Below are 17,803 nucleotides of genomic sequence, written 5' to 3'. Positions count from 1 at the left end.
ATGTTGCCGGCCTTTTTTTGCGTTGCACGAGCGGGAGAAACCGCGGCAACTTCAGGTGTGCGGCTTGCCTTGCTTGAGCCAGCCAAACCAGACGCACACCACGACGGGAATGCCCAGCGCGAACCAGGCGAACACGTCCAGCGGGCCTTCGTCGTCGAACAGCGCCAGCACGAGTCCCAGCAAGCTCAACACCGCCAGCACGACGGGCCACAGCCAGATCTGTCGGTTCAGGTAGTGGGGGCGCTTCATGCCGATTCCTTCGCCAGGTCCGTCGCCGGCAGCGCTTCCGTCTGCGGGGCCACGATTTCGTCTTCGACACTACCGCGCCTGTGCTTGGCCAGCCACAGGTAGAGCCCACTGCCCAGAACGATGATGCTGAGAATGTCCAGCAGCGCCCAGAGGATCTGCATCGGGCGACCACCGTAGTCGCCAAAGTGGAGCGGCTGCGAGACCTTCAGGATGTAGTAGTACCAGGGCATCGCGCGGCTGTCGGTGAGCTCCGCCGTGACGGCATCGACCAGCACCGGCTTCAGGATGCGCGAAGTCAGCGCACCCTTACCGCGCATGAAAACGGCATAGTGGTGCGGGCTGGAGAAGGAGGTCCCGGGGAAGGCGATGAACTTGATCGCCATGTCTGGCTCGGCGCGCAATGCGGTCTGCACGGCGGCCTCCAGCGAACCCAGCCTCTCGGGAATGGCTTTGCCCTTGTAGGGTGCCACCATCTGCGCGAGCTGATCGCTCTTCCAGTAGTCGACGAAGAGGTCGGCCCAGGTGTTGATGACGCCCGTGGCGCCGACGACGAAAAACCAGGCGAGCGTCACGATGCCCAGCAGGTTGTGCAGGTCCAGCCACTTAATGCGCGTGCTGCGCGCGCGGCGCACTTCGCCGAAACGCAGCCTGCGCATGAATGGCGCATAGAGCACCACGCCCGACACCAGCGCGACAAGCAGCAGCATGCCCATGAAGCCCAGGAACAGCGAGCCCGGCAGGCCGGCGAACAGGTCGATGTGCAGCTTGGCCATGATGTACATGAAGCCACGATCCAGCGGGGGTTCGCTGAGCACTTCACCGGTGCGCGCGTCCACCGCCACCTGCTTGAGGCCAGTGACGGTGGTAGGCGTCTGCGACAGAGTGACGAACCAGGTGCGGTCGTCATCCTCGTCCTGCGAGGCGAACATGCCGACCTTGCCCGGATGGCGTGATTGAGCGATCTCCAGCACGCGGTCCAGGCTGATGTGCGGCGTGTCGGCGGCCATCTCGGGTGGCTCGACCAGCGTGCCCAGGGCATGCCCGATCTCGTGGTGAAAGATCAGCGGCAAGCCGGTGATGCACAAGAGCAACATGAACACCGTACAGACCAGGCTGCTCCATTTGTGCAGCCAGGTCCAGGTGCGCAAGGCCTGGGGGGTACTGAACATGGATGCGGTCCCGCTCAGCTCAGAAGTCCAGCGTGGCGGACAGGCCATAGCTGCGCGGCGCACCGACCACGAGGTAGCCGTTTCCAGGGTAGCCGCCCACCGAGGCCCAGTACGACTCGTTCGTCACGTTGTCGATGCGGGCGCGCAGCGTGACCAGCTTGCCGCTCACGTCGAGCAGGTAGCGGGCACCGATATCCAGGCGCGTCCAGCCATCGACCTTCAAGGTGTTGGCGGCATCCGCGTAACTGGAGCCGGTGTAGACCACACGGCCATCCAGGGCGAGACCACGCAGGCCCGGCACATCCCATTCGGTGCCCAGCGTGGCCTGTTGGCGCGGCACGCCGATGACGCGCTTGCCCTCGGTGCTGGCCACGCCCGTTTCGCTTTGCTCGGCATCCAGCAGGGTCAGGCCACCCAGCAGGCGCAGGCCACGCATGGCCTCGCCATACACCGTCAACTCCAGCCCCTGGTGACGATCCTCGCCCTCGGAACTGAACGTCGCCTGCCCCGCGCCGACCGGGGTCAGCAAGGAACGCGGCTTGGTCGTGGAGAACAGCGCGAGGCCCGCGCCCAGGCGACCGCCATCGTACTTGGCACCAACTTCCTTCTGCTTTGCGACATAGGGGGCCAGCATTTCACCCGCGTTGGTGACCGCCAGACCACCCGAGGTCGTCGGCGCTTGCTCCCCCTGCACCAAGCCTTCGATGTAGTTGGCATACAGCGACACCTGCTTGCCGAACTTGTAGACGGCGCCCGCGACGGGGCTGATCCGGCTGTCGTCATACTCATTGCTGGCGACATGCGTGTTGTAGGCGTAGCTACGCGAGCGGATGTTCTGGTGGCGTGCACCCAGCGTCAGCAGCAGGCTGTCATCGAGCAGCGACACGGTGTCACCCAGCGCGACGCTGGACAGACGGGTCATCCCGTTGAGGGCCGGCGAGGCCAGATCGTTGCCGCGCAGCGCAGTGCTGCTGAAGGCAGGCAAGCCGTAGGACACCGGGTTGTACAGGTTGGTGGCCAGGGTATTGCGCAAGTCCATCACATAGGCGTTGCGTCTCTCCAGTTCGAAGTAGCTGCCGGCCAGCACCCACTCGTGGCCAACCGAGCCGGTGGCAAAGTGCCCGCGCAGGCCCAGCTCGCCGGTATCGACGCGGTCCTCGCGTGTGTTGTCGAAACGGTAGGTGGTGCCCGCACCGGTCGTCGCATTGGTCACCGTCAGGTTGGCCAAGGAGTTGGCTTCGTCGCTGCGACGGAAGCCATACGCCGCCCAGGCGGTCAGGTGCTGGGTGAGATCGTACTCACCGCGCAGGGTGCCAAACAGGTCGCGCTCATTGGAGTAGGACCAGGGCTGGGCGAAGTTCTGCTCGGCATCCGGCACCTCCGGCACGGCGCTGACGCCGGACAGTGTCACGTTGGTGCGCGTCTGCTTGAGCTTGTTCTCCTGGAACCCCAGATCGGCCGACACACGTGCATCGCGGCTGCGCCAGTCGAAGCCCACCGAGGTCACACTGGTCTGAGCCTGCTCATCCTCGACCGCCGTCTCACCATCGCGATAGCCCGCGTTCAGGCGCAGGCCGAAGCTGTCGTCCGCGCCGAAGCGACGGGCAAAGTCCGCCGCCATGCTGCCTTGCGTGCCCGGGCCAAAGCCCACAGTGACGCGATTCAGTGGCTCGTTTGGTGCGCGCTTGGGCAGCAGGTTGATCGCGCCGCCGAGGCCACCGCCTCCTGGCGTGGAGCCATTCAGGAAGGCAGATGCACCGCGCAACACTTCCACACGCTCGAACAGTTCGGTCGCGATGTACTGGCGCGGCAGCAGGCTGTACAGGCCGTTGTAGGCGACGTCATCCGAGCTCAGGATGAAGCCGCGCATGAAGTAGGACTCCTGGAAGTTACCGAAGCCACGCGCCACACGCACGCCAGGATCGTTCTGCAACACCTCGCCCACGCTCTTGGCCTGGCGATCCTGGATCAGCTCGTTGGTATAGCTGGTGGTGGAGAAGGGAGTGTCCATCACGTCCTGCGTGCCAAGAATCCCCACCCGACCACCCCGCGCCACCTGGCCGCCGGCATAGGCCGGCGCCAGCCCCTCGGCCGAGGCGTCGGCGCTGGCCGTCGCCACGGCCGTCGGCAGCGTCGTGTCCGCAGCGGCGGTTGTCTGCGCCCAGGCGGGCGTACACAGGGCCAGCAAAGCCAGAGAAACAGGAGACAGCGCGAACGCGGGGTGCAGCATGAGGATCGAAACTCCAAAAAAAAACGGGCCACGGGCCCGTCAAGTACATGAGGACGTGTTTGCCATAAACACAAATACGAACAATTCTCGTTATTTTGCCGGAATCTGACTTGCCTGACAACTGCAGCCGCCTCAAGCGTCCCGCCACCCTCCCGCCGCCCGACGAAGCAATTGACCGGTTGGCGGCGCGAAACGCCACAGGGCGGTTGGTGCACGGCAACACAAAAAAGCGGCTATACGCTTCAAGGGCGTCGTCCCGGAGTCACGAGCCATTCGCCGCCGCCCACCCGCTCATGAAGATCGCAATCGCCACCCGCAACTACACCGTACTTGGCGGCCCGGCCGAACAGGCCCGCCATTGGTTGTTGTACGAACTCGATGTGCCGGCCGCGGCAGGGCAAGGCCTGCCTGTACCGTATCGCGTCGAGCTGGGGGCAGACCAGTTGCCGCAGGCTTTCCGCTGGGAAGGCCCGCATCCGCTGGATGGGGTGGGGGTGATCCTGTGTGCGGGCGCCGGCGATGCCTTCATCACGCGCATGCGCCTGCGCGGCGCCGAGGTGCTGCTGACCGGCGAGACGGTGCCCGAGCGAGCCGCCTCGCGCATCCTGCGCGGTGAGACACAGCCCGCCCCGCGCCACGACTTCACCACCACCTGGTATCGCCTGCAAGATCTGCTGGGCCTGCAATAGCGCCAGGCGCACATGAAAAAAGGGCCGGCATGCCGGCCCTTGCCATGGGAACCGCTTCGCTCAGGCCGACAGCATCGCCATCGCGGCGGCGCGCTGCACCCGCGCCTCGTCCAGCAACTGGTTGACGACCTCCGGGTCCACGCCGTGCAAGGCGGTCTGGCGCAGCGTGATCTGCATGTCCAGCGGCACCGTGCTGAAGGGGTTCGGCGTACCGGCCGCCATGTTCGCGAGGTACAGCACATCGGCGAGCTTCTTGGGCGGCCAGCCATCCTCCAGCACCTCGACATCGTCCAGGGCTTCCACGATCACGTCCGGCGTGCCCAGGGCGCGCAGTACGGACTGGCCGACCTCCTGGTGCCACACCAGGATGAACTCGGACAGCTCATCCTGTTCCTCCAGCAACTCGGGGAAGTGGCGCACGCGCGACAGCAGGTAGAACTGGCCGATGTCATAGACCATGCCGGCCAGCAGCGCGGTGTCGGGTGCGACATGATGGATCTGGTTGGCGATGGCGAAGGACATGGAGGCCACGTCCAGCGTATGCCGCCACAATTGCTCGGCCAGGCGCCATACCGGCGCGAACTCCTCGGCGGTGGCAAGCTGGTCACCGATCACCGCGAAGGCCAGGGTGCGGGCATTGTTGATGCCCACGCGCATGAGTGCGCGATGCACGTCGGTGACCTCGTTGCCCGAGGGGTTGAAGAACACCGAGTTGGCCATGCGCAGCAGCTTGACCGAGAGCAGCGGCTCCAGGCCGATGACCCGCGCGACCGAGGCGAGGCTGGAGTTCGGTTCCTCCAGCGCGCGACGGATCTTGACTGCCGCCTGCATGCTGGTCGGGAACACGAACTCACCGGTGGACAGCTCTTTCTTGATCGCGTCCGCGAATGCGGCGCGACGACCCTGGTTCTCGGACATGTTGAGCCTTTCGGGAAACTGCAATATCTGCGACGACAGGAATCTTTTTCGGCAGAATCGGGGTCTGACTTGATCCCCCTTGTCATCACACCGCCCTGGACACCACGAAAATGACCAACCCCCTGCTCCAGACCGCCGGCCTGCCGCGCTTCGACAGCGTGGAGCCTGCTCACGTGGAACCCGCCATCCGCCAGCTCCTGGACGACAACCGGGCCCTCGTCGCCCGCCTTTCTGCGGACACTGTAGCCGCCACCTGGGACGATTTCGTCGCTCCCCTGATGGACGGTGGCGAACGCCTCGGCCGCGCCTGGGGGGTGGTGGGGCACCTGCACAGCGTGATGGACACCCCGGCCTGGCGCGAAGCCTACAACGCCATGCTGCCGCAGGTCTCGGGCTACTACGCCGAGCTGGGTCAAAACCTCGCCTTGTTCTCCAAGTACAAGGCCCTGCACGAGAGCGCGGCCTACGCCGACCTCGGCCCGGTGCGCCAGCGCATCGTCGCCCACGAGGTACGCGATTTCCGCCTCTCCGGCGCCGAGCTGCCGGAGGCCGACAAGCCGCGCTTCAAGGCAATCCAGGAAGAGCTGGCGGCACTCTCCGCCAAATTCTCGGAGAACCTGCTGGATGCCACCAACGGGTGGACCGAGCACATCACGGACGAAGCCTTGCTCGCCGGCATCCCGGACGACGCGCGCGCCGCCGCGCAGGCCGCGGCCGAACGTGCGGGCAAGACGGGCTGGGTGTTCGGCCTGCAGATCCCGAGCTACCTGCCCGTCATGCAGTACGCCGACGATCGTGGGCTGCGCGAGCGCATGTACCGCGCCTATGCCACGCGCGCCTCGGAGTTCTCGGCCGAGCTGGGCCACCCCGAATGGGACAACTCGGCCAACATCGAGCGCATCCTGGCGCTACGCGCGGAAGCCTCGAAGCTGCTGGGCTATGCCAACTTCGCCGAGGTTTCGCTGGTCCCCAAGATGGCCGAGTCGCCCGAGCAGGTGCTCGACTTCCTGCGTGACCTGGGGCGTCGTGCCAAGCCTTTCGCGGAACGCGACCTGGCCGAGCTGCGCGCCTTCGCCGCTGCCGAGCTGGGCCTGCCCGAGCTGGCGCCCTGGGACATCCCCTGGGCCTCGGAGAAGCTGCGCCAGTCGCGCTACGCCTTCTCCGAGCAGGAAGTGAAGCAGTATTTCCCCGAGCCGGTGGTGCTCAAGGGCCTGTTCGGCGTGATCGAGCGCCTGTATGGCGTGAGCATTCGCGCCGATGAAGCCCCGGTGTGGCATCCGGATGTGCGCTTCTTCCGCATCGAGCGCAGCGGTGAGCTGGTCGGCCAGTTCTACCTTGACCTCTATTCGCGCGACACCAAGCGCGGCGGTGCCTGGATGGACAGTGCCGTCACACGGCGCCGTGTCGCCGCCGGCATCCAGACCCCGGTGGCCTACCTGGTGTGCAACTTCCCCGGGCCAGTCAATGGCAAGCCTGCGACCTTCAGCCACGACGACGTGCTGACCCTGTTCCACGAATGCGGCCACGGCCTGCACCACCTGCTGACGCGCGTCGAGGAGTTGCCGGTGTCCGGCATCGCCGGCGTGGAATGGGACGCGGTGGAACTGCCCAGCCAGTTCATGGAGAACTTCTGCTGGGAATGGGACGTGCTGTGCAGCATGACGGCGCACGTCGACTCGGGCGAAGCGCTGCCGCGCGCGCTGTACGACAAGATGATCGCGGCCAAGAACTTCCAGAGCGGCCTGCAGACCGTCCGGCAGCTTGAATTTGCGCTGTTCGACATGCGCCTGCACCATGACTTTGAACCCGCTGGCTACAAGCGCGTGCTGGACCTCGCCGCCGAAGTGCGGCGCGAGGTGGCGGTGATCCTGCCGCCCGCCTGGCACCGCTTCCCGCACAGCTTCAGCCACATCTTTGCCGGCGGTTACGCGGCCGGCTACTACAGCTACAAGTGGGCCGAGGTGCTGTCGGCCGACGCCTTCGCCGCCTTCGAGGAAGCCGGCCAGGCCAGCGGAAGCGTGGTGGACCGTGCCACCGGCGAGCGCTTCCTGGCCGAGGTGTTGGCGGTGGGCGGTTCGCGCCCGGCACTGGAGTCCTTCACCGCCTTCCGCGGGCGGGCGCCGCAGGTGGATGCACTGCTGCGCCACAGCGGGATGGTCGAGGAATCCGCGACCACCTGACATCATCGAGGAGTCGAACAATGAAGCGTATGTCCCTGCTGCTGGCCGGCCTGCTGGCCCTGGTGTCGCTCAACGTGGCCGCCGAGGTCTACGTGATCCGCGACAAGAACGGCAAGGTCATCGGCTACTCCGACCAGCCGCCGCCCGACAACAAGACCGAGGTGCGCCGCCTCACCGACAACCGCGTCGACAGCCAGAAGATGTCCTTCGAGATGCAGCGCGCGGCCGACATGGCGCCGGTCACGCTGTACACCACGCCGGACTGCAAGGCCGCCTGTGAGGATGCGCGCAAGCTGCTGAGCCAGCGCCAGATCCCCTTCTCGGAACAATCCGTGACCAAGGCGGAGCAACTGGATTCGCTCAAGCAACTGCTGGGCAAGGACAAGCCGCAGGTGCCCACGCTGGTGGTCGGCCGCCAGCCCACCGAGGGCTTCGCCGTGCAGACCTGGAACTCGGCCCTGGACGTGGCCGGTTACCCCAAGGCGCCGCGCTAGGAACGGCGATGCCCACCATCCGCCACGAGGAGGCCGCCGACCGGCCGCACATTCACCAACTGGTGAGCGAGGCCTTCGCCGGCATGGCACACAGCAACGGCCGCGAGCAGGATCTGGTCGACGCGCTGCGCGCCGAGGGCGCGCTGAGCCTGTCGCTGGTAGCCGAATACCAGGACCGGCTGGCTGGCCATGCCGCGTTCTCGGCGGTGAGCCTGCAGGGCAGGGAGGCGCCGCAGGAGGGCTGGTTCGGCCTCGCCCCGCTGGCCGTGCTGCCCGAACTGCAGGGCCGCGGCATCGGCCGCGCGCTGGTCGAGTCCGGCCTGGTCGCCTTGCGCAGCGCCGGCGCGCGCGGCTGCGTGGTGCTCGGCGACCCGGCCTACTATGGCCGATTCGGCTTCCAGGCGCAGCCCGGGCTGTGGTTGGCCGAGGTCCCGCCGGAGTACTTCCTCAGCCTGTGCTTCGACGACGCCCCCTGCCCGCAGGCCGAGGTGCGCTACCACCCGGTGTTCGCCCGCTGCGACTGAGTACCCCAAGGTCCGCTTGACGCTGATCGGCCCGCCGCGTCTGCGCCCGGCCAGGCGGCACGCTTCAGTCTAGAATCTGCAGCTTCCGCATGCCGAGGCACACCATGGACCCGCTGAACCCGACCGTGATCGACACCCTGCCCTCCATCGAGATCGAGGGCTACCCCTTCATGGGGACGCTGATCGAGCAGATCCTCTGTCTGCTCAATTCCAGCACGGTGTTCAGCGACATCATCATCCACCAGAACAGCCCCCTGCTGCTGCGCCAGCCCAAGCGCCTGGTGGCGGTGTCGGACACGCCGATCACCGCACAGGAGCTGGAGGAGTTCTTCGAGGTCATCGAGCCGGCCTGGCGCGAACGCATCCAGGACCGCGCCTTCGACCGCGCCAAGGATCTGTACAGCGCGCGCATCCGCGTCAACTGCTTCACCTTCCAGGGCAAGAAGCGCCTGGGCTGCGTGATCCGTCGCTTCCCCACCGCGCCGATCCCGCTCGAAGAGCTGGGCGTGCGCGAATGCATCCAGGATTTCGCCAAGCTCACCAGCGGCCTGGTGCTGTTCGTCGGCGACACCTGCCAGGGCAAGTCGACCACCATCGCCTCGCTGCTCGACGAGATCAACAAGACCCGCTCGGGCCACATCATCACCATCGAGGACCCGGTGGAAACCATCATCCCGCAACGCCGCTGCATCATCACGCAGCGCGAGGTGGGCGCCGACGGTGACGTGGAGAGCTACTACCTGGGCGCGCTGGATGCGCTGCGCGAGCGGCCGGATGTGATCGTGATCGGCGAGATTCGCGACGCGCAGACCGCGCAGGAAGCGCTGGCCCTGGCCGAGGCGGGCCCGCTGGTGTTCGCCACCCTGCACGCGCGCTCCACCGAGCTGGGCCTGCAGAAGATGCTGCGCCTGCTGGGCAACACCGAAGCCCAGGCGCAGACGCTCGCCAGCTCGCTGCGCGGCGCGATCTGCCAGGCCTTGTTGCCGGCGGCCAATGGTGACTCCTATTACCTCGCGACGGAGTGCCTGACGATGAACGCGGAAGCGGAAGGGCTGATCGCCTCGCGCAACCTGGCCGGCATCCGCCCGCTGCTGGACAAGCTGACGCGCCAGCCCGACACGCGCTCACACACCATGAACGACGACCTGCAGATCCTGTTGCGGACCAAGCGCGTGGACGTGGTCGATGCACGCCGTGCCACGACCGATCCGCTGCGCTTCACCGAGATGTTCGGCGGCTGACAGGGCGAAGACACCGGGTCCCCGCCTGCGCAGGGGCGGCGCGTCAGGAGGCAGCCTGCCCTTCGACCCCTCAGCGCCCCAGCAGGCGGTCCATCACCCACGACGCACGCGCGGCCGATTCGCCGGTGCTGATCGCCGTCGCGCGCCCCAGCAGCGTATCCACCACGTTCTGGATCAGCGGCTGTTGCACATGCGGCGGGTTGGCCAGGTCCCAGCTCTGCACGCCCTCCGCCGTGGCGAGGGTGACCGGGTTTTCGTTGAAGCTGGCGAACTCGATGCGCCCACGGCTGCCCACGATGCGGATCATGTCGCGCGCATCGAAGCTGGAGAAGCACCAGATGCCACCGCCCAGTACGCCATTGGCGAAGCGGAAGCTGCCGCTGACCGCATCCTCCGCCGCATACAGCCCAGCCTGATTGGCGGCGAAACCGGAGGCCTCGACGACGGGCCCGAACAGGTGGTCGAGGAAGTCGAGCTGATGCGCAGCGAGGTCGACGAAGTAACCTCCACCCGACACGGCAGGATCGACACGCCAGTTCTGCGCCGGGTCGCTATCGGCAGCCTGCGGCGGGCGGTGCAGGGTGATGGTGACGAAGCGCGGCTCGCCGATGGCACCGGCCTCGATCAGTTCCTTGACCTTGAGGAAGCGCGGCAGCGCACGCCGGTAGTAGGCGATGAACAGCGGCACGCCAGCGCGCTTGAAGACTTCCACCATCTCCAGGCATTCCGCATGGCTCAGCGCCATCGGCTTTTCGACGTAGGCCGGCTTGCCGGCGGCCGCGCAGCGCAGCGCGTAGTCCTTGTGGGTGGAGGGCGGGGTGGCGATGTAGACGGCGTCGACCTCGGGGTCGGCGATCAGCGCGTCGGCATCGGTCGTCCAGCGTGGTACGCCATGACGCCGGGCGTAGTCGGCCGCCAACTGGCCGTCGCGGCGCATCACCATCACCAGTTGCGAACCCTCGGCCTTCTGGAAACCTGGCCCGCTCTTGACCTCGGTGACGTCGCCACAGCCGATCATGCCCCAGCGGATGCTGTTCATGCCTCACTCCTTGTCTGACAAATTCGATACGTATTCTGCCCCAAGCCGACCGCGCCTGCCGCATCGCACAAGGCGAAAAAAAGTGGGGCACCTTTGCAGGTGCCCCAAGATACCTCGCTGGATCAGGCAGACGAGGTGTCGGAGACAATCGGTCGAGAACGGTTCAGCCGCGCCTCATTTGCGCGTCGAGAACTTATAGACAATCTTCCCCGTAAACCATTCCCCGGGATTGAGCGTCGTGCTCGGAAAATCTGCGTGATTGGGTGAATCGGGAAAGCGCGAGGGCTCCAGGCAGAAGCCGCTGCGGAAGTGGAAGATCGCGCCCTTGCCGGCGTCGCGAGGCACCTGGCCGGCGAGGAAGTTGCCGGAATAGACCTGGAGGCCCGGCTCGGTCGACCACACCTCCATCACCCGGCCCGACTTGGGATCGCTGATGCGCGCATTGAAGGCTAGTTCGCCCGGCTTGGTGTTCAGCACGTAGTGGTTGTCGTAGCCATTGCCGGCCTTGAGCAGATCGTAATCGGCCTTGATGTCCTGGCCCAGCGCCTTGGGCTTGCGGAAATCCATCGGCGTGCCGGCCACCGCGCGCATCTTGCCGCTGGGCACCAGGGCCTCGGTCACTTCCAGCACCTGGTCGGCATTGACGCTCAGCACATGGTCCTCGATCGAGCTGCCCAGCTTGCCCGACAGGTTGAAGAAGGTGTGACCGGTGAAGTTGGCCACCGTCTTCTTGTTGGCCGCCACCGCGTCGTAGCTGATCACCAGCTCGTTGTTGTCGGTCACGGTGTAGACCACGCGCACCGGCAGGTCGCCGGGAAAACCTTCTTCACCATCCTTGAACAGGATGCTCATCTGCACGCTGTTTTCGGACAGTTGCTTGGCGTCGAAGGGAATGAAGCGCGAGCCCTTCTTGCCGCCGTGCAAGGTGTTCTGGCGCGGCGCGGCGGGCGGCGTGGACAGGTCGTTGATGGCCAGCTTGTAGTCCGTGCCGTCGAGCGTGAAGCTGCCGTTGCCGATGCGGTTGGCATAGCGGCCGACGAAGGCGCCCATCGAAGCCTGGCCGGCCATGACCTTGTCAATCGACTCGTAGCCCTGGGCCACGTCGCCCAGCACGCCATGCCGGTCCGGCACCAGGATCTGCTCGACCTTGGCACCGTAGTTGGTGATGCGCACGACCATGCCGCGCTTGTTGCGGATGGTGTAGAGATCGACCGGCTTGCCGTCGACCTCCTTCTGGAAATGTTCGCGCTTGAGTTCGACCACCTCGGGCGCCAGCTTGACGGCGGCGAGGGATGCGACGGGCGTGACGACGCCGGCCAGCATGAGGGCAAGACTGAGTGTTGCGGTACGCATGTGAGACCTCCCGGGATGAGAACGGCCACTGCAATGGACGCCGGCCAACACGGCGGATGCCGCTTCGCAGCACTGCCGGCCTTGTCAAACTGCGCGGCATTCTAGGCCTGATATGTCATACAACTAGACGGGTAATCCCCTACATGGAGCTGGGATTCGCCTGTCGTCTGACCGGGATCAGTTTTTGCCCCTCGGGCGGTCGGTCATCCGTTCAGAACGGCAACGCCTGGCCATTGCTCATGCGGGCCTGCCCCTCAGGCAGGCTGTCGCCGCCGGCGCGCAGCAGACGTGCTTCGCGCGTCAGGTCCACGCGCAGACGCAGGGGGCCGGCGTGGAGCTCAAGCGTCTCGTCCTCGCGGTCCTGCCCGCTCGTCACCGCCTGCGCCTGCTGCCGGAAGGCCTCGCCCGCCGCCTCGTCCTGCAGGCCACCGGCCGCGCGTGCCCACAGGGCAAACACGCCCTTGCCGGGCAGGTGTTCGCCCTCACGCCGGCCATGCAGGGCACTCAGGCGCAGCGCGCCGTGTTGCAGACCATCGTTGTACAGATAGGTGGAAACGGCCTTGCCCGCGCCGTCACGCGCCGCCAGCACACGCAGGGCCAGCGCGGCCGTGCCACGCTGCACGACCAAGGTGGCCCCGGCGGGAATCTCGATCTGCTGCGCCTGGTGGGCCACGAAGTCGTAGTCACCCAACACCTCCGTACCCGTCGCGCCGATGCGCTCGAAGGCGAGGTCGAGGAGCTCCACCCGCGTTTGCGCGGCAATCGGCGAATACACCCAGGCGCGGCAGCGCACCGCGCCATCCGGTGCGGTCTGCTCAAAACTGTAGTCGCGCGCCTGCGCGCTGCCGCCGGCACGTTGGATGCGCTCGCCGCCGACGAGGCGCCCTTGCGCATCGTAGAAGTTGAGGTACAGCGAGAGTTCGCCGCCGGCAAGGCGGGTACGCAAGCGATAGCGCGCCCCGGCGGTGACCGCAAAATCGCGCGACAAGCCCACGCCGGCCTGCGTATCGGCATCTTCCAGCAACACGCGATCACGCGGCGTGGCCGCCTCGATGCGCACCCGGGTCGTACGCTCATTGGCGAGTGGCTCCACCTGCCAGGCGCTGCGCTGCGTAAACACGGGCAGGGGCCGGCCATCCAGCCAGTAGCGTGCGTCGGCCGGCAGGATCAGGGTGGATTCCAGCGTGTGGTGGATCGCGTTCTCCAGTCCGCCCTGGGCCAGGAACAAGACCTCCGGGCCGCGCTGCACGCTGGCCAGGAAGGGCCGCAGATGCAGCGACTTGAGGTGGCCGGAGCCGCTCTCCATGTAGCGCGTCAGGCCGTAGTAATCGCTGCGGCCATCCAGGGTGTAGGTGATCACCGGCGCCTCCGCCCCCTCGCCCAGGTTCACCGCCAGCGGCGCCGTGTCCATGTTGTGGTAGTTGGCCTCGCTGCTGGCGAGGCTGAAGTCGGCCGCGAGGTAATGCCAGTGGCGTGCATGCGCCGCCTCGCCCCAGCGTGTGCCGATCATGCGCGGCAGGGGCGCGTGGCGCAGGGCCTCGACCCGGGCCGACGGCACCTGCCAGGCGTAGTGCGCATACGGGCCGGGCTCCACCCGCGCCTCGCGCGCCGAGGGCCAGCCGGCGCGCGCCGCCAGCAGGTTGATGTCGCCGGTGTTGTAGAGGCGGTTGTAGTCGCGGCTATGCACCCCGCCCAGGCGACCGGCCGGGGCATACCAGTGCAGGGCGAGATCGCTCCACACGGCGTCCAGCCCGCGCTGGGCGATTTCGCGCGTTTCCTCGTCACGTGTCAGGTTGCGGATCAGCGCGAGGCACTCCAGGTCGACCGCGTAGTAGGTCGGGCTGAGGTATTCCGTGATGCCGTGGCGCGCGGTGTAGTCCAGCCATTCGCGCAGCATGCGCCGGCCTTCGGTGGCCAGCGGCGCATCCTCCAGCCCCTCGCCCAGCGCGATCAGGTTCCACGCCTTCATGAGAAAGATGTTGGTGTAGCTGACCGGCACCGCGTGGCGGGTGATGCCGGTCCGCGCGAGGCGCAGCATCTCCTCCAGCGGCGCACGCTGGGCCGGCGTCAGACGCTCGCGGTAGAGCAGCCACAACAGCGCCGCATGACGCACCACGAACTCGACCCCATTGCGGTCAACCACCCGCGTATCGTCGAGATACCAGCGGATGTTGCCGTAGGTCTTGCTGGCCGGATCGCGATCCTGCCGCTCGCGCACGATCTCCAGCGCACGCTGGATGCGCGCCGCATCCTCGCCGCCGGCCGCCACCGCATCCAGCGCGTAGGCCATGAACTCGCGCGTGTCGGCATGCAGCCTGGGCTGCCCGCCCTGGTGCAGGCGTTGCCAGCGCGCCTCGGCCCGCTCGCGCAGGGCGGGCAGGTCCGGCTGCCAGTCGGTGGATGAAGCCGGCAGGGGCAGGGCGCCCACCAGGCAAGCGAAGGCAAACAGTCGGCATATGCGGCGCATGGAGCATCCGGTGGGTAAACTGGGTGGTACAAACAAGCTAACCATCATCCCATCGCCCCCATGAAAATCGCCACCTGGAACGTCAACTCGATCAAGGTCCGCCTGCCCCATCTGCTCGACTGGCTGGCCAGCAACCAACCGGATGTGCTGTGCCTGCAGGAGCTCAAGTGCGAGGACAAGTCCTTCCCGCTAGCCGAGATCGAGGCCGCCGGCTACCGCGCGGTGTTCAACGGCCAGAAGACCTACAACGGCGTGGCGATCCTCACCCGCAGCGAGGCCACCGAGGTGCAGCGCGACATCCCCGGCTTCGCCGACGAGCAGAAGCGCGTGATCGCGGCGACGGTGGACGGCGTGCGCGTGGTGTGCGGCTACTTCCCCAACGGCCAGGCCGTAGGCTCGGACAAGTTCGCCTACAAGCTGAGCTGGCTGGCCGCCCTGACCGACTGGCTGCGCGAGGAACTGCAGCGCCATCCGAACCTGGTGCTGGCCGGCGACTACAACATCGCCCCCGAAGACCGCGACGCCACGCCGGAGTGGCAGGACGAGATCCACGTCTCGGAACCCGAGCGCGAGGCCTTCCGCGCGCTGCTCGCGCTGGGCCTGACGGACGCGTTCCGCCTGTTCGAGCAGCCGGAGAAAAGCTACTCGTGGTGGGATTACCGCATGATGGCCTTCCGCCGCAACGTGGGCCTGCGCATCGACCACCTGCTGGTCAGCGCCCCCCTGGTACCGCAGGTGGCGGGCTGCGTGGTCGACAAGGCGCCGCGCAAGCTGGAACGCCCCTCCGACCATGCGCCGGTGGTGCTGAGCCTGGGTTGAGCGGGCCCCGGCCATCCCGGTTCGCCGCAAAACGCCCCCGGATATGACAAATTGGGCATTCCAGATGCGTTTTTCCTGTTGTTTGCCCGATCACAAGCCACGCGCATTTAACTTTCCTTTACATTCCCGCAGCGCGTCGATCGCACGCGCGCACAGAGGGCCGCCGGGGTAACACAGGCCCATGACAAACAAGTGACGCGGGCAATCCGCGTCGCACGCGGGAGATATCTCAGATGAACAGGCAGTTCACACTCGGCGCCATCGCGCTGGCAGTTTCGTTCGCCCTGCTGCAGGGCTGCGGTGGTGGTGGCGGAGGAGGCAGCAGCGCCCCAGCCGGCAACGCCGGCTTGTCCAGTTCTTCCAGCGGCGGCACGCCCGTCGTCAGCGCGCCCACGGTGAGCGGCACGGCGGCCTTTGGCGCCCCGATGGCAGGCGCCACCATCACCCTGATGGATGCCAACGGCAGCAAGAAGAGTGTGATCGCCAAGGCGGACGGCAGCTATTCGATTGATGTGACGGGGCTCAGCGCCCCCTTCCTGATCACCGCCTCCGGCCTGTCGGGCGACACGGTCAAGAACTACGCGGCCCTGCTGGCCAGCGCACCGGCGAACGGCGTGGTCGCCAACGTGAACGTCACCCCGCTGACCACCGCCATCGTGGCGCTGGCCTCCAGCAACGGCGCCTCGCCCACAGAGTTCAGCGACGCCGCCAAGCTCAAGGCCTTGAACACGACGACGCTGCAGCAGGCCGAGACGGCGATCAAGAACATCATCGCCACGGTGGCGGCCGACCTCGGCCTGCCGGCCAACTTCAACCCGGTCACCACCCCCTTCGTCGCCAGCCTCGGCCAGCCCGGCGACACCCTGCTGGAGACCGTCAAGGTCGCGGTCAGCGACGTCGGCGTGACGCTGACCAATGCCCTGGCCCCGGTGGCGGACAGCGCCAACGCGGCCTCGGCCACCATCACCCTCAGTAACCCGAACGCCACCGTCACCCCGCTGCCCAAGGCCAGCGTGACGCCCAGCTTCAACACGCTGCTCAGCGACCTGCGCAGCCAGATCAACAATTGCCTGGCCCAGACGCCGGCCGACCGCGTGACGCTGGATAGCAACAACAATGTGACCGCCCTCAAGGGCGAGTGCACGACGGCCAAGCTGTCGGCCTTCGACAGCGGCTACCTGAGTGGCGGCCTCAACCTCATCGAACGCTGGGGCCCGCGCCTGCGCGACCTGCCCAAGGGCGCGACCATGGCCCAGGCCGAGATCCTCGCCAGCTTCGCCAACGCCGACGGCAGCACCAGCGTCGTGCTGCGCCTGCCCTTCAACGTCGAGCAGGGTGGCACCTCGTACAACGAGGTCATCAAGGCGGACAGCAGCGCGGCCTACAAGCTCACCGGCAACCAGCGCAAGTACGACCTGAACGTCACCACCCGCGTCTATCGCATCCTCGACGTCAGCACCCACGAGCGCTACAGCACCGAAGGCAACACCATCACGCGCAAGAGCGTCGGCCGCCTGTCGCGCTGGGAAACCGCGATCAACGTCGCCATTTCCACCGAGAGCGCCTCGGCCGCCAAGGTCTATGCCGCGCGCGTGAAGGGTCCGGGCCTGCCGGCCAACGGCCTGGTGCTGGCTCGCACCAGCACCTGTGGCACCGGCGGCAACCTGTACGCCTACAGTGCCGATGGCAGCCTGCCCAGCACGACGGGCAAGACCGCGCCCTTCTTCGCCACCACCTCCACCGGCGGCACCTGGCGCCTGCATGTCGAGCCGCTGAACGCCGGCGAGTACAAGGGGAGCAACCTGCTGCGCGAGGTGCGCGGCTGGGGAACGTTGATGGGGCCCAACCTGCTCAACGGCCTGGCCAATCCCACCAGCTACAGCGACAGCGACTTCGACATCACCACCATCCCGGAATTTGCGAAGTACAACTGGGAGGTGTTCTCGATCGAGAGCGACGGTTCGACCACCACCGAGACCTTCACCACTCGCCTGACCGACAAGCCGGTGGGCGTGGCCTATGCCAAGGGCTTCCCCTGGGCCACCCTCGACAACGCCAGCCTGGACTACCTCAAGCCCGGCACCGTGAAGGGCGGCGTGATCGCCGATGCCACGATCGGCTGGACCAATCCGGTGGCCGCCCCCCTGATCGTCCAACTCTCCCTGAGCGGCAACGACGGCGTCATGCCCACCCCGCTTCGCTTCAACATGGGCGACAGCGTGCGTCCGGTCGGCGCGAGTTCGATGAAGATCACGCAGGCCGCGGAGAAGGACGGTCTGGGCAATAGCTGCAGCTCCGGCACCGTACCGGCCCTGTCGGCAACCCAGGGCTCGCGTGGCCTGCAGATCGAACAGCGTGACGAGCGCACCAGGATGATCCAGAACTGGAGCCACCAGGGCCGACCCGCCAGTTGATCGGCCGACCCGGTAAG

General features: G+C 66.8%; 14 protein-coding genes. 7 read left to right on the top strand and 7 right to left on the bottom strand.

What is annotated here, in order from left to right; genetic code table 11:
• Nucleotides 1-51: 51 nt before the first annotated feature.
• The 3 genes from NMB43_RS00860 to NMB43_RS00850 are packed head-to-tail and all read right to left on the bottom strand — an operon-like array spanning nucleotide 52 to nucleotide 3,648.
• The gene (locus tag NMB43_RS00860; RefSeq protein WP_494350265.1) at nucleotides 52-249 is read right to left on the bottom strand and encodes a hypothetical protein; all 198 of its coding nucleotides are present in this window, start codon (nucleotides 247-249) and stop codon (nucleotides 52-54) included.
• Nucleotides 246-1,418, bottom strand: a complete 1,173-nt coding sequence (locus tag NMB43_RS00855) for a PepSY-associated TM helix domain-containing protein (protein WP_494350264.1) — start codon at nucleotides 1,416-1,418, stop codon at nucleotides 246-248. Before NMB43_RS00855 ends, NMB43_RS00860 begins: the two co-directional genes overlap by 4 nt.
• A 19-nt stretch (nucleotides 1,419-1,437) precedes the next feature.
• Complete coding sequence (locus tag NMB43_RS00850) at nucleotides 1,438-3,648, bottom strand: TonB-dependent receptor (protein WP_494350263.1); 2,211 nt, start codon at nucleotides 3,646-3,648, stop codon at nucleotides 1,438-1,440.
• Between the two features lie 293 nt (nucleotides 3,649-3,941).
• Between NMB43_RS00850 and NMB43_RS00845 the strand changes: the two genes are divergently transcribed.
• Complete coding sequence (locus NMB43_RS00845; RefSeq protein WP_494350262.1) at nucleotides 3,942-4,337, top strand: NifB/NifX family molybdenum-iron cluster-binding protein; 396 nt, start codon at nucleotides 3,942-3,944, stop codon at nucleotides 4,335-4,337.
• Between the two features lie 60 nt (nucleotides 4,338-4,397).
• On the opposite strand, the gene NMB43_RS00840 is transcribed toward NMB43_RS00845, so the two are convergent.
• Nucleotides 4,398-5,255, bottom strand: a complete 858-nt coding sequence (locus NMB43_RS00840) for an HDOD domain-containing protein (RefSeq protein ID WP_494350261.1) — start codon at nucleotides 5,253-5,255, stop codon at nucleotides 4,398-4,400.
• Nucleotides 5,256-5,365: 110 nt separating this feature from the next.
• Between NMB43_RS00840 and NMB43_RS00835 the strand changes: the two genes are divergently transcribed.
• The 4 genes from NMB43_RS00835 (at nucleotide 5,366) to NMB43_RS00820 (ending at nucleotide 9,694) form a co-directional block, all read left to right on the top strand.
• Complete coding sequence (locus NMB43_RS00835; protein ID WP_494350260.1) at nucleotides 5,366-7,435, top strand: M3 family metallopeptidase; 2,070 nt, start codon at nucleotides 5,366-5,368, stop codon at nucleotides 7,433-7,435.
• 20 nt (nucleotides 7,436-7,455) lie between these two features.
• On the top strand, nucleotides 7,456-7,929 hold the full coding sequence (locus NMB43_RS00830; RefSeq protein ID WP_494350259.1) for a glutaredoxin family protein: 474 nt from the start codon (nucleotides 7,456-7,458) through the stop codon (nucleotides 7,927-7,929).
• A gap of 8 nt (nucleotides 7,930-7,937) precedes the next feature.
• Nucleotides 7,938-8,453, top strand: a complete 516-nt coding sequence (locus NMB43_RS00825) for a GNAT family N-acetyltransferase (protein ID WP_494350258.1) — start codon at nucleotides 7,938-7,940, stop codon at nucleotides 8,451-8,453.
• An 89-nt stretch (nucleotides 8,454-8,542) separates the two neighbouring features.
• Nucleotides 8,543-9,694, top strand: coding sequence for a type IV pilus twitching motility protein PilT (locus NMB43_RS00820; protein WP_494350257.1), 1,152 nt, complete (start codon nucleotides 8,543-8,545; stop codon nucleotides 9,692-9,694).
• Nucleotides 9,695-9,764: 70 nt separating this feature from the next.
• Here the strand turns inward: NMB43_RS00820 and NMB43_RS00815 are convergent, their stop codons facing one another.
• The 3 genes from NMB43_RS00815 to NMB43_RS00805 all read right to left on the bottom strand — a co-directional run bounded on the left by NMB43_RS00815 (nucleotide 9,765) and on the right by NMB43_RS00805 (nucleotide 14,553).
• Nucleotides 9,765-10,733 (bottom strand): Gfo/Idh/MocA family protein, encoded by a 969-nt coding sequence (locus NMB43_RS00815; RefSeq protein WP_494350256.1) that lies wholly within the window; start codon nucleotides 10,731-10,733, stop codon nucleotides 9,765-9,767.
• Between the two features lie 174 nt (nucleotides 10,734-10,907).
• On the bottom strand, nucleotides 10,908-12,086 hold the full coding sequence (locus NMB43_RS00810; RefSeq protein ID WP_494350255.1) for an aldose epimerase family protein: 1,179 nt from the start codon (nucleotides 12,084-12,086) through the stop codon (nucleotides 10,908-10,910).
• Nucleotides 12,087-12,297: 211 nt separating this feature from the next.
• Entirely contained in the window at nucleotides 12,298-14,553 is a 2,256-nt protein-coding gene (locus NMB43_RS00805; protein WP_494350254.1) for a DUF8769 domain-containing protein, read from the bottom strand.
• A gap of 60 nt (nucleotides 14,554-14,613) precedes the next feature.
• On the opposite strand from NMB43_RS00805, the gene xth reads away from it, so the two are divergent.
• Both xth and NMB43_RS00795 read left to right on the top strand, forming a co-directional pair.
• Nucleotides 14,614-15,372: an exodeoxyribonuclease III gene (gene xth, locus NMB43_RS00800; protein WP_494350253.1), complete on the top strand. Its 759-nt coding sequence runs from the start codon at nucleotides 14,614-14,616 to the stop codon at nucleotides 15,370-15,372.
• Between the two features lie 233 nt (nucleotides 15,373-15,605).
• Complete coding sequence (locus NMB43_RS00795; protein WP_494350252.1) at nucleotides 15,606-17,786, top strand: hypothetical protein; 2,181 nt, start codon at nucleotides 15,606-15,608, stop codon at nucleotides 17,784-17,786.
• The last annotated feature ends 17 nt before the right edge of the window (nucleotides 17,787-17,803 follow it).

The sequence above is a fragment of the Uliginosibacterium sangjuense genome (genome assembly GCF_059132465.1).
The sequence above is the reverse complement of the archived record's forward strand: the minus strand, read 5'-3'. Positions and strand labels throughout refer to the sequence as shown.